The 12,131-nt window shown below is 39.1% G+C and carries 11 protein-coding genes; 7 read left to right on the top strand and 4 right to left on the bottom strand.

Annotated features, from left to right (window positions below; all coding sequences use genetic code 11):
• Positions 1 to 216 precede the first annotated feature (216 nt).
• The 3 genes from SLH51_RS17125 (at position 217) to SLH51_RS17115 (ending at position 2,707) form a co-directional block, all read left to right on the top strand.
• Positions 217 to 603, top strand: a complete 387-nt coding sequence (locus SLH51_RS17125) for a hypothetical protein (RefSeq protein ID WP_335962632.1) — start codon at positions 217 to 219, stop codon at positions 601 to 603.
• Positions 572 to 1,081: a hypothetical protein gene (locus tag SLH51_RS17120; protein ID WP_335962631.1), complete on the top strand. Its 510-nt coding sequence runs from the start codon at positions 572 to 574 to the stop codon at positions 1,079 to 1,081. Before SLH51_RS17125 ends, SLH51_RS17120 begins: the two co-directional genes overlap by 32 nt.
• An 879-nt stretch (positions 1,082 to 1,960) precedes the next feature.
• Complete coding sequence (locus SLH51_RS17115; RefSeq protein ID WP_335962630.1) at positions 1,961 to 2,707, top strand: DUF6843 domain-containing protein; 747 nt, start codon at positions 1,961 to 1,963, stop codon at positions 2,705 to 2,707.
• 188 nt (positions 2,708 to 2,895) lie between these two features.
• Here SLH51_RS17115 and SLH51_RS17110 read toward each other — a convergent pair whose 3' ends face one another.
• The gene (locus tag SLH51_RS17110; protein ID WP_335962628.1) at positions 2,896 to 3,567 is read right to left on the bottom strand and encodes a class D sortase; all 672 of its coding nucleotides are present in this window, start codon (positions 3,565 to 3,567) and stop codon (positions 2,896 to 2,898) included.
• Complete coding sequence (locus SLH51_RS17105; RefSeq protein WP_335962627.1) at positions 3,560 to 4,756, bottom strand: processed acidic surface protein; 1,197 nt, start codon at positions 4,754 to 4,756, stop codon at positions 3,560 to 3,562. Before SLH51_RS17105 ends, SLH51_RS17110 begins: the two co-directional genes overlap by 8 nt.
• A gap of 263 nt (positions 4,757 to 5,019) precedes the next feature.
• On the opposite strand from SLH51_RS17105, the gene SLH51_RS17100 reads away from it, so the two are divergent.
• Together SLH51_RS17100 and SLH51_RS17095 are read left to right on the top strand one after the other, a co-directional pair.
• Positions 5,020 to 6,729, top strand: a complete 1,710-nt coding sequence (locus tag SLH51_RS17100) for an S-layer homology domain-containing protein (protein WP_335962626.1) — start codon at positions 5,020 to 5,022, stop codon at positions 6,727 to 6,729.
• A gap of 12 nt (positions 6,730 to 6,741) precedes the next feature.
• Complete coding sequence (locus SLH51_RS17095) at positions 6,742 to 6,987, top strand: DUF3006 family protein (RefSeq protein WP_335962625.1); 246 nt, start codon at positions 6,742 to 6,744, stop codon at positions 6,985 to 6,987.
• A 38-nt stretch (positions 6,988 to 7,025) separates the two neighbouring features.
• Here SLH51_RS17095 and SLH51_RS17090 read toward each other — a convergent pair whose 3' ends face one another.
• Together SLH51_RS17090 and SLH51_RS17085 are read right to left on the bottom strand one after the other, a co-directional pair.
• Positions 7,026 to 8,678: a S8 family peptidase gene (locus SLH51_RS17090; RefSeq protein WP_335962624.1), complete on the bottom strand. Its 1,653-nt coding sequence runs from the start codon at positions 8,676 to 8,678 to the stop codon at positions 7,026 to 7,028.
• 133 nt (positions 8,679 to 8,811) lie between these two features.
• The gene (locus SLH51_RS17085; RefSeq protein ID WP_335962622.1) at positions 8,812 to 9,843 is read right to left on the bottom strand and encodes a C40 family peptidase; all 1,032 of its coding nucleotides are present in this window, start codon (positions 9,841 to 9,843) and stop codon (positions 8,812 to 8,814) included.
• Between the two features lie 277 nt (positions 9,844 to 10,120).
• On the opposite strand from SLH51_RS17085, the gene SLH51_RS17080 reads away from it, so the two are divergent.
• Entirely contained in the window at positions 10,121 to 10,969 is an 849-nt protein-coding gene (locus SLH51_RS17080; RefSeq protein WP_335962621.1) for a DUF6612 family protein, read from the top strand.
• Between the two features lie 408 nt (positions 10,970 to 11,377).
• Positions 11,378 to 12,127 (top strand): polyphosphate polymerase domain-containing protein, encoded by a 750-nt coding sequence (locus tag SLH51_RS17075; protein WP_335962620.1) that lies wholly within the window; start codon positions 11,378 to 11,380, stop codon positions 12,125 to 12,127.
• Positions 12,128 to 12,131: the final 4 nt, after the last annotated feature.

Here is a 12,131-nt window from a genome sequence, read left to right as displayed (position 1 = left end):
ATCGCCCAACCGAAATTCATCTCCCCCTTACCGTTGGGCTTTGCCCTTCACACGCTTGAAGAGGGAGACTTCTTTCGGAAAAACGTTAAATTGTCGGGAGGTACCAGCACCCCCGACTTTTGTAGTATTTACACATTTTTCAACGGATTTTCGCTGCGATCAATGCTATAATAATAGTTGCAAGAAAACTAGATTCGAGCGAGGGAGGATCACAATATGATGGAATGGGCGTTAGCCATTTTGTTTGGTGCAGCAGTGATGTTGCTCATTTTGTCGTTTTATAAAACTAGACAAGAATCAAAAGCAGGGCAACGTGAAATGGAAGAGTTTTCAATTTCCATTATGAAAGAAGTGCAGGAACTACAACAGCAAATGCGCAACTTTGAACTGGATGCGGAAGTTCAATCAACAGAAGACGGAAAAAAAGCGGGTTCAGCGAAGCAAAGACTTTTGTTGCGTGAAGTGCTCGATTTGCATAAACGTGGTTACTCATTCGAGGGAATTTCGGCAGAAACACAGCTAACTGAGAATGAGGTAAAACTGTTGCTTGCTCCTTACATGGAGAAAAAGGGTGAAAGGAGACGAGTTGCCAATGAAAGCTAACTCGATCCGTAGCTTTGCAATTGGACTAATCGCAGCAGCCACTGTATGTGGGGGTGTCTATTTTTTAGGCCCTACTGAAACAGCTAGTACACAAGCCGAAGAAAAGTTGTCTGTTGAAGAGATGAAAACGATGCTAGCATCTGAAGGTTATGTCATCCAAACAGAAGATGAGTGGCAAATGCAACTTGCAGCAATAGAAGAGGCAGAAGCAGCCGCTCAAGAAGTAGAAGAGCCTAAAGAAGTGAAAGAAGAAAAAGAGGGAGAAGAAATCATTATCTACCGCACGATGCTAACTGTATCTCCAGGAATGACAAGCATCGATGTCGGAGAAGCACTTGTGCGCGCTCATATTATTGATAGTGCAATCGAGTTTTATAATGAAGTCGAAAAGCGCGGTTTAGCTAATGAACTACGTCCAGGGACATTTGATGTCGAAAGTGAGATGACACTCGCAGAAGTAATTTCGACTATTTTTTAGTGCCTGGCACCTCCCGAATAATGTCGAATGAAAGTTCCTCTAGTATTGAACCTACTGGAGGAACTTTTTTTCTATTAATAGATTAGGGTGGCTTCTAGAAAAGCATGAAAGCTCATTCTAGGATGGCAATGGCTCCATACGCTGCGCGTTGAACGATAAGAAACCCACTTATCGTTCAACTTTAAATAAGGCAGCGATTCGCTCATTGCTTCAAAAAGACAGCTCTGCCGTCTTTCTTAGATTAAATAAACGACAGCACCTACCCAATGACAAGAAGACGAAAACGAATTGTTATTCTGGATAAAGGTGATCCATTTCAGACTTTTCTCAAAGAGGTAGCCTTTTGTGTCAAACAAGCCTACAATCTTACAAGTCTTACTAAATAACGTGTTCATTGGTTTGCTCCTTTCGTTTTTTTGTAGTGTGCTGCAAAAGGGAGGAATTATACACAAGATTTGGTTTAAAATTCTATAAAATGTAAATGAAGCATTATTAAAGAAACGACAACTCTTTTTCTGAAAGTGTTCATCAAGTCTGAAATCAAGACATACTATAGCGTATAAACAGCAGTCCATTTGCCTAGAATCCATAAAAAAGGAGGAATAGGATATGGAGAGAGATGGCAACGTGTTAGTGGGTATGTTTTGGGGCACGGTTTTGAGTGTTCCATTGTGGATGTCAATTATCGGCTGGGGCAAATTGATTCATAGACTTTTGACGAAGCAATAGGTATGATTGATGATAGAGAATTAATGAACGAACAGTTTACGAAAGTGGCTCCTGTAGCCACTTTTTTCTATGTGAATGTGTAAATGAAAAATGCATATGCAACACTATCATCTATTAATATTCCAATATAGGAGAGGAAGTTAAGAAACGATGAAACTCATAAAAGTTCTACTTGGATCTTTAACACTGTCGGTAGTTATAGCCCTCATCGTTGCCACAGTCGGTTCGATACGAAGTTCAAAAACTGAACCAGGAGTGTATTCTTTTTCATTTACAGAGATTCTTTTTTGGGCGTTGTATTACATTACACCAACCATTCTTATTTTCGCTGTCATTGTTTTAGTTGTTTATATAATGATGGACAAAGCCACAAGTGCGTCTCGGTTGATAAAAGTGATTGTAGCTGTTGTTGTAGCTGGCGGGATTGTCAGTGTAGCCATTTATATGATGACTAGAACCGATGAGACAAACGGTGTGTATCTTATTCCTGAAGGATATGAAGGAGATGTGTTCGTTTTTTATAATGTTCCGGGTACACGACCTGTTAAGGTTGAAAATGATTATTTTGTACATAAGATTAATGACCATGGTTATTTCGTGACGTCAACGCAAGATATGAGGTATGGTTCTGTAACGGATCGATACTATTATGTCGATGAAACTGGGACCCGAACTGAAATTGATCGCCAGTGTATTTATTTGTTTCCAACTGGTGGTTATTCCGAGTACCCAGAAAGTGGCGAAGGGATAACGGATTTGTATTATTCAGGGTTTGAAGTAACAACGGTAGGATGTGGACAAGACTTTATGGCTGGTGAGCAGAGACGGGAGTCTGTTAATTTTGATAGGGTGATACAAGAGGTAGTAAGGCAGTACTTTGAGCGAGAGCGTGAATAAGACACCAATTTGAAGAGGGCACTGACAAAGGTCGATTTCTGAAGCAACTTAAAAAGTCCATCGAGGAAGCGGCAATGGCTACGCTCATTGCTTAAAGGTCACTGAAAAAGGTAAAGAGCAACCTTTTTCAGTGACCTCGAGTTTGAGCGGGCAATCTTTTAAAGACCCCGCTTTATAACATCAATCATTTATAAATCCTTTTTTCGATCCTGCCCCTTTAACTCCGCAACGAGAACATAACGCTCTGGTGCCGCGCCAACAAAGTTAAACGGATAACAAGTCGAAACCGTTAACGTTGCTTTCGGTTTAGGAACGATAACCGTGCGATCATCTTCGTCAACAATGCGAACTCGTTTGACCTTATACGTAAATTCACCAGCTGCGGTTGTCACGATAAGCTCATCATTTTCGCCGACTTCGCCTAATTTCCGAAACACGGTATCGCGATGTCCTGATAAAACCGCATTATCATTCTCACCAGGCAGGACACTTCCGGCAAAGTGACCGACTCCCTTTTCCAACTCATCTTCATTTGTTCCGTGATAGATCGGCAACGTTGCATCCAACTTTGGGATGTAAAGTTCGCCCATTAAATCACCAATTTGAGGTTGGAGTGGGTAAGCTACTGAAGATTGTGCTTCTGCTTTTTCGTCGATTATTGGATCGTCGACTTCTAAAGGAATATCAGCTGGTACAACGACTTCCGTTGCACTCTGACCCGATTTAAACAACAAATACCCTTTTAGAAATTTAAACGTGTTCGTACTTGAAAACAAAAGGCCGCCTACAATCATCACGCAACATAAGGAAAGAACAATGTAGTGCTTTGTTCTTCTTTTTTCACCGCGCTTCTTACGCATCTTTTACTTTAAATCGACGGTAGATGATAAAGCCTGCTAGTGCTACGGCTAGTCCAGCTGCACTGTTTGCTACATAAGTAGTAGCCGTTTTTGGAAGCTTTGCGCCTTTTTGTGTTTTTGTCACTGGTTTTGATGCTACTGGTTTTGATGCTACTGGCTTTTTCGTCGTCTTTTTTTCAACAATGACTTCTTCAGCTTTCTTAATGTCTTTTCCCGTCTCGGTAATAATATCAGAGCCAAACATATCCGCTTTTAAAAGTAGGTCAGCTAAGAATTCGCCTTGCTTATTGTAAAGTTCAATGAGCAGGTCATAGCCATCAGAACTTGTCATCGTCATGAGGGTGGAGAGTGTGATTGGTTTTTTCTCATCACCTTTGACAAGATAGAATTTCACATCCATCTCAAATAAATCGAGAAGCTGAGAAAAGATATCTAGTAATTCAGCAATTTGCTCTGGTGTTACTTCAGATGCTTCATCAAAGTCTTCAAACGCCATCATACGCCATGACAGCTCGTCTAACTTATCCAAAAACGCTTCGTCTTCGAAGTTTAACGTAAGAAAGTGATCAAAGAGTCGCTCTAATTCTGCGGATGTTAAGCCAAGTTCAGTAAAGAGGTCATCTACATCGGAAAAATCAATATCTTCATCATAATAAAGATAATACTCAATCGACCATTCAAGATCTTCAATATGCTCATAATATTCAAGAGAATCACCATGTTCTTCTAATAACGCGTGAAGCTCCTCTATCGTTAAATCGTACATGTCTAATAATTGTTGTAAATTTTCATCTGTAATCGGAGTTAGATTGTAGTAAAAAAGATCGAAATCAAGATCATCAAAAAACATATAAACATCCAAAATCGTTTGTCCTTCTTCTAATTCTCCGTTTTCAATCAGAAGTTTCGTTGCTTCTTCCAAGGTTAGGTCATAACTTTCAAGCAAATCGAATAAATTTTCAGCTGTCAAAATTGGACCTAAGAAATCTCTAAGTTCTTCCATATCTTCGAAATCTTCAAGGACGAGGTCATAAAAATCAAGGTACTCCTCTAAATCTGATTGAGTCCAACCACTTCCCATTTCTTCTAGGTAATTTTTGAGATTCGTTTCAGATGGAGACGCGTAACTAAATGAAGGTAATAATACAAGACTTAACCCAAACAATAACGACCAGAACAACCCTTTCACATAACATTCCTCCTGAGGTAATTTAATAAATTCTAGAATATTATAATCTTGAAATGGTAAAATTGGTAGATTTATTTTTTATATAATTTGGAAAAAATTCTTGCATTTTGAGTCTCTTAATAGTTCTTTAATTAAAGAGAACGAGTTGTTTAAATAAATATATTTTTGCCTTTTATTCCGATGATTGGATTTAACGCTTAAAAGAATGAAATACCCTCTAATTCACACAATAGTATTAACATGTGAAGAGTAGGAGGGATCATTTGAAAAGGGTATGTTGTTTAATCAGTAGTTTCATTCTTATTTTATCATCCTGTGGCTTTCAAGGAGCAAAGGATGAGGTGGAGAGTCAACAAGAACAAGCGCCTCAACAACAGCTGACTACGCAAGCAGTCGAATTTTCTGATGTAAGTCCAAATCACTGGGCACGGGAAGAAATTCTGTATTTGAATCAACAAAACATAATTAATGGTTTTAGTGACGGATCATTTAAACCAGGGATTAGTGTCACAAGGACACAAGCTGCAAGAATGCTTGTAGGTGCTCTTGGATTAGAATTGGAGGGACGTCCGGCACCAGATTTTGAAGATATTTCAGAAAATTTTCATGCATATGACGTTGTAGCTGCCGTGGCAGATGAAGGCATTATTACAGGTCGTGATGGGCACTTTATGCCAGGAGACCCATTAACACGTGGGCAGATGGCAGCTATTTTGAAGCGTGCCTTTCAGTTAGAAGGAACATGGGATCGGGATTTTCGTGATATTTTGAGCAATCATCCCTTTTATGATGAAATCCAAGCATTAGCGGCTAATAATATTACAACAGGGTTTTCAAGCGATAATACATTTCGGGCAAGCCAACCAACGACACGAGCTCATTTTTCCGTATTTCTAGCTCGAACAATTGATGAATCTTTTAAACCGGCTGAACCTGAACATGACGGAGAATTGACGATTCATCACTTAAATGTAGGGCAAGGCGATTCAACGCTTGTTACGACTCCGAGTGGCAAAACGATGTTAGTTGACGCAGGAACGAGAACAGCTGGTCAAGCTGTTGTCGATTATTTAAAAAAAGCGGGAATTGATACGATTGATCGATTGGTTATTACCCATCCACATGCTGATCACATTGGTGGAGCTGTAGAGGTAATGGAGGAATTTGAAATAGGCCAGGTTGTGGATAGTGGTGCTCTTCATGACTCACAGACCTATATGCAGTATCTTTCGTACATCGATCAAAACGATGTTCCTTTTCATGAAGCTGAAACTGGAGAGCACATAGAAATAGATCCAGCGCTAACTATACGTGTTATAAACAGTGGACAAGCTGGGGATAGTTTAAATAATGCTTCCGTATCCTTGCATTTGCGATATGGTGATTTTGCTTATGTGATTACCGGAGATGGGGAAGTGGAAGCGGAGCGCCGGATCGTAGAGAACTTTACGGTTGTAGCAGATGTACTTCGCGTTGGTCATCACGGGTCACGAACGAGCTCTAATGACTTTTTCTTAAATGGGGTTAAAGCAAAAGAAGCAATTATTAGTTACGGTGTAGGCAATTCTTATGGACATCCTCATACAGAAGCGTTACATCGATTAGTGAATAGTGGTGTTAGTGGCATACATGAGACCATTGGGGAACCAATTATTGTAACATCAGATGGATCTAATTTTTCCGTGTCTGAAGGCCATCAAAGCATTATTCCACCAGTAGAACCGGCACCAGATCCAACCGAACCAGAGCAGGTTGAGCCCGCACCAGACCAAGGACCTGGGTATCCGGTCAATATTAACACAGCGGATAAGGAAACACTTCAATTAATAACAGGGGTTGGACCTGTAATTGCAGACCGAATTATTGATTACCGAAATAGTAATGGCTCTTTTACGAGTATCGAGCAACTGAAAAGCATTCAAGGTATTGGAGATGTGACATTTGAAAATATGCGTCAGGAGATTACAATTTAGGAGGGCGGTAACTTGCCAATTTATACTGTTGATGGTGTGGAAGACGGGATTGCCCGTCTTCTCTTGAGAGAAGACGAATCGATCATAAAGCATGTACAAAGCAAGCAACTTCCGAGAGTGAACGAAGGCGATATCATTGAAGCAGTGATTAGTGATGAAGGTGAAGTTGCTCGGTTTACAAAGTTAGAAGAACAAACAAAAAATGCGAAAGCACAAGCGAAGGAATTGCTAGAAAAAATCAGAAAGAAGAACAAATAAAACGAACGACAGGTGCCAGGCACCTGTCGTTTTACAGTTTATAGCCGTAGATCCTCATTCAATAATCGTGCCATAATGGCAGCAAATTGAGTTCTAGTTAACGGTTTCCCAGGTCCAAACGTTCCATCGGAAAATCCTCCGACAACTCCTAATTCCACTAAGAGAGAAATCGCTTCTGATCCGGTCGTGTCTTTGTGTACATCAGGAAAGACTTCTTCAAATTCAGAATCTAAATTATAGGCATTTCCGATAATCTTAGCCATTTGTCCTCTTGTGATCGGCGTATTTGGACGAAATGTTCCATCAGAGAAGCCGCTAAGAATAAGTCTATCTGTTGCTCTGACAATATAACCAGAAGCAAAGTAGTCTGAAGTCACGTCCGAATAATCGGTATCAGTTTGTGTCGAATTCCAATTTAACGATCGTCCAATCATTGCGACAGCTTGTCCACGACGGACCTGGTCACCTGGTTTAAAATACTGATTGTTTTCATAGCCAGTAATAATGCCTCTGGAGAATAAGTAGTTAATATGTTCAGCAAAAGCTGCCTTTGGATTCACATCTATAAATGAATGGACGGGACTCTCCCCGGTTGACTGCTTAATTGGCGGTTGAACAAGTCCAAAGCCATACAAGTGGTCACGTCCCTTCGATCCTAAATCAAGTGCACTCGTTTGAGCCATTCTTCTTATTTCGAGATTGGAAGCACTTGGAAATGCCTCCTTATAAAGAGCGAGCACGCCTGTAACAAAAGGAGTTGACATGGACGTCCCACTATCATTGCGAAATCCGTTGTTAAGATACGTACTGTAGATTTGTACACCTGGGGCCGTTAATTCAATCGCAGGACCAGAAGCTGAGAATCTAGCAAGGTTATTATTTTGATCAATGGCTGAAACAGCAATGACACTTCCATAGCGTGCAGGATACTGAACATCCATTGGACGATCATAGTTGTTCTTTTTGTTCCCTGCTGCACCAACAATTAACACACCACGTTCATGAGCTTGATCAACAGCAGCTTTTAAGGCCGGTGAAGGACTATCAGATCCCAAACTTAGGTTAATAATGTCTACCCCTTGTTTGACGGCCCATTCAATCCCGTGAATGGTCTTATCTAATGGACCAGTCCCGTTTTTATCAAGCGTTTTGACTGCATATAATTCAATTCCTTGAGCGACACCTGGAGCATCTTTCGAACTTGATGCGATAATCCCAGCTGCATGAGTACCATGACCAAAATCATCATTGTACGATGACGTATAGTCTAGCATGGAAATACCACCAGCCACAGTAAGAGCACTATGATTGGTTGCGATGCCACTATCAATGACGGCAACTTTCACACCTTTGCCTGAATAACCCGACTCCCACGATTTTGGAATCGTTAGATGGTCAATTCCCCAATTTTTTCCATAAGATGCAACGGATATCATTTGAATATTAGGCTCAACCGTAAAATCGCTTGTAGATTGAGCAGATAATTGGTCCTGCTCAGTTTCCGGAGCCCGAACGACAACACCAGGAAAGAGCTCAAATTGTTCAATTATTTCATAGCCTAACTCTTCTAAGAGAGAGACATCGACTTCCTCGTCAAATGTTATGATAAATTCGTCTTGATTTTCGTTATGATCCATCCCTAATAATAGGAAGAAACTTAAGAATAGAATAAGAGAATGTTTTACCTTCATTTACTCACCACTTTCAATAGAGTGATCTAGCACGTTTACTATCATAACTAAATTTACAAGAAATTTGAAGTGTTAAAAATACTAAATAAAAAGAATGATAGGCTTTTGAAACCTATCATTCTTTAAATACGTCTTATTCATATAGTGCACGATACAAGAAGATGGCTAGTTGAAGTCTTGTCGTTGCGTTATTTGGTCTATACGTATTATCACTATGACCAGTTGTAATTCCACTTGCTGCTAGACGTTGAATGGAATCATACGCACCAAGAGATGAATTTATATCAGAAAAATTGGCTGCTGATACAGCATCAGGTAAATCAAAAGCTCGATCAAATACAACGGCAATGTGAGCTCTTGTAAAAGGATCTCCTGGACGGAAGTTTCCATCTGCATCACCTTTAAATAGACCCGCATCAACGACGGCTTGAATTTCTTCATAGCCACTTGTGTTTTTATTTATATCATTAAATTTACCAGAGTAATTGGTAGGCTTTAAATTTAATGCACGTGCAAGCAATTGAGCGACTTGCGCTCTTGTAATGGAATTATCAGGTCTGAATGTATAATCACTATAGCCATTAATAATCCCAGCTTCTCCTAAAGTTTTAATCAAAGCATGTGAGCTAGAGTTAGAAGAAACGTCATGGTATTGTCCTGCTGGTAATGGTTTCGGTTCTGGTTTTGACTCCGGTTTTGGTGTAGGCGCTTGTTGATTCTCAAGCACTCGTTTAGCACCAAGATAACGCGGGCCCCAGTAATAAGGATCATTAATGGAAGATGTACTCACGCCATTGGACGAAGAAGCATGTACAAATTGATTGTTTCCTACGTATACACCAGAATGGGAAGCTCCTGGTTGATACGTTTCAAAAAAGACAAGATCACCAGGTTGTAAGTTAGATTTTGAAACAGATTGACCTACACGGTATTGTTCTGCAGTTGTACGTGGAAGACTAATTCCAACTTGATTATAGACATAACGCATAAATCCAGAACAATCAAACCCACTTGGAGTTGTTCCTCCCCAAACATAAGGAGTTCCAATTTGGGACTTCGCTACTGACAAGACTTTATTTGCGGTTGACGCACTTGCCTGATAGCTTGAGAAAAAGGCTAAAATCAATGTGAATACCAGGAAAGACGACAAAATTTTCCTATACAAGAAGATCACTCCTACAATTTTTTAAGAAAATATGTTTTAATTCAACAAGTTTCGGGTATGTACTCTGATAGTCTATCATAATTTGCTAGTTTTTTATGTTACAGTTAAGTAACAGTGTGTATTTTTGTCGAAATGTAAGTGTGAATTTTTGTAAAATGTTGACCGATCCTCTTTTTTTAATGAGAGCTTGTTTTAGGTGGAGTTCGTTATGTAAAATAGAAAGGTGATTGATCAAACCAAAGCATACGTGTCGCGGTGTATAGTAGGAGAGATAGAAATGGATAGAAAGATATTAGCGGTAGCGATTGTTTCGCTTATGCTTGTTTTAGCTGGTTGTGGCGAAGAATTGTCGCCTAAAGAAGTGTATGATAATGGACTTGTACAGATGGAACAATTAGAAACGGCTTCCTTATCAAGAACACAAACGTTACGAGCTCAACAAGAATCATTTAGAACGTCGATGGATGTCGATGTGCAATTTTCACCATTAGAAATGTATGGAACGATCGAGATGACATTGTTAAATTTAAAAGATCCACTCCTTTTTTTCTTATATGTAGATGACGACGAGTGGTTAACGAAGCCTGATCGTGATGGGGCGGACTGGGAAGCAAATCCTCGTGAACAGTTACAAGATTTAGTTTTGGAAGAACCAGCGTCTCTCTTAAACGTATTTAAACCATTTCAAAATGAATTTCTGATGAAGGATGTAGAGATGGTCTATACAGAGGGTGAAGAAGAAGTTGATTTGTTAGAAGAGGATGTAGAAGTCGAAGAAGTGGCTGTGGATGAATCCGAAGAAGTTAGTATTTCAGCTTACGAAGTTTCCTTTCGGGGTTCTGATGAAAAATACAAGCCGCTTGTACGTCAGCATTTGGAACAAATGAATTTAACGGATCTTCAAGGGGTAGATCTAAATGCTGTTATGGAAACCGTTGAAATCGAACGAATTGATATGACTGCTCAGATTGAAAAAGAAACGTTTGATGTTCATCGTTTTCAAACGCGATTCCGCTATTTAGTCGAAGTACTAGATGAATATCGTGTCATCGATGAATCAGTTATTATCCGGTTAAATAACCATAACGAACAAATTGACTTTGAACAAATACGAGCTGCTCAATAACCAAATAAGAAGAGGTAGATCCATATCGATTTATCTCTTTTCGCTCTTAATTCTGATAATCAATATTCCTGGATTAAGCGTTCTGGAAGACTGAATCCTTAGATAATATGATTAAATATGTAGAAAATTTCGTTATGAATCTAGAATTCACTTGATAGTCTTTTAGTTTTCAGAAATGATCCTAAATAGCAAAGTTTGTTTCTTTAAAATGAAAACCATTATTTACTGTAAGCAAATATGTAATTTTAATGAAGGTGAAATGTGTTTTTAGAGATACTAAGTAGGACGATTAGAAAAAAGCATGTTACTAATGACAATTTAAAACAGCAAATGTTATACTACTTATTACGTTAAGTTTTTGTAAAGATTTTATTACGATTTTTTTAAAGATAAGGGAGTGGTTGAGTAATGGCACTAGAAGTATTTAGCCGATATGAAGTTAAATATCTAATACCATATCATGTCTACCTACAAATTGTTCCCTATTTATTAGAAAAAATGCGCTACGATAAATTTGGAAAAAATGGCAGTTATAATATCGTAAGCTTATACTTCGACTCTGATGATAAGAAAATTTATTATGAAACGCGTAACAAGCTGCGTTTCAGGCAGAAATTACGTTTGCGTGTATATGATGATGCGACACTTGATGGTGCTTCTTTCTTAGAGATCAAGCAAAAGTATAACAATGTCGTGAATAAACGACGAACGATGATTACTTTGCGTGATGCCTACCATTATTTAGATACAGGCAACACAAGTCATATGGATCAGTATAATTTAACGAATCCCCAAACATTAAAAGAAGTAGACGCATTCAAATCTCTGTATGATCTTAAACCACGCGTGATTGTTAGTTATGATCGTCAAGCATTTCATGGACTTTATGAGGATGACTTAAGAGTCACATTCGATTATAATCTAATGTGTCGAGAAGATGATTTGCGTGTAGAGAATGGACCAGAGGGGAAACATTTTGTTGATCCAGGTTTGGTCATTATGGAAGTGAAAGTGACGCACAGTGTTCCATTATGGCTATCACGGTTGTTAAGTGAGTTTGAATGTCCGAAAGACAGTGTTTCAAAGTTCTGTACGAGTTCAGATCTAACAGAAAAGACAAGCCTGTTACAGCGGACAAAAGAAGAAGTGACAATTTAGTTTG

This window comes from Halalkalibacter kiskunsagensis (assembly GCF_037027555.1).
Lineage (GTDB): Bacteria > Bacillota > Bacilli > Bacillales > Bacillaceae_D > Halalkalibacter > Halalkalibacter kiskunsagensis.
The sequence above is the reverse complement of the archived record's forward strand: the minus strand, read 5'-3'. Positions and strand labels throughout refer to the sequence as shown.

Excerpts from the sequence above, each read along its gene's own strand:
- SLH51_RS17115 (WP_335962630.1), top strand. The coding sequence starts at position 1,961 with ATGAAACTCATAAAAGTTCTACTTGGATCTTTAACACTGTCGGTAGTT.
- SLH51_RS17110 (WP_335962628.1), bottom strand. The coding sequence starts at position 3,567 with ATGCGTAAGAAGCGCGGTGAAAAAAGAAGAACAAAGCACTACATTGTT.
- SLH51_RS17080 (WP_335962621.1), top strand. The coding sequence starts at position 10,121 with ATGGATAGAAAGATATTAGCGGTAGCGATTGTTTCGCTTATGCTTGTT.
- SLH51_RS17075 (WP_335962620.1), top strand. The coding sequence starts at position 11,378 with ATGGCACTAGAAGTATTTAGCCGATATGAAGTTAAATATCTAATACCA.
- SLH51_RS17090 (WP_335962624.1), bottom strand. The coding sequence starts at position 8,678 with ATGAAGGTAAAACATTCTCTTATTCTATTCTTAAGTTTCTTCCTATTA.
- SLH51_RS17125 (WP_335962632.1), top strand. The coding sequence starts at position 217 with ATGATGGAATGGGCGTTAGCCATTTTGTTTGGTGCAGCAGTGATGTTG.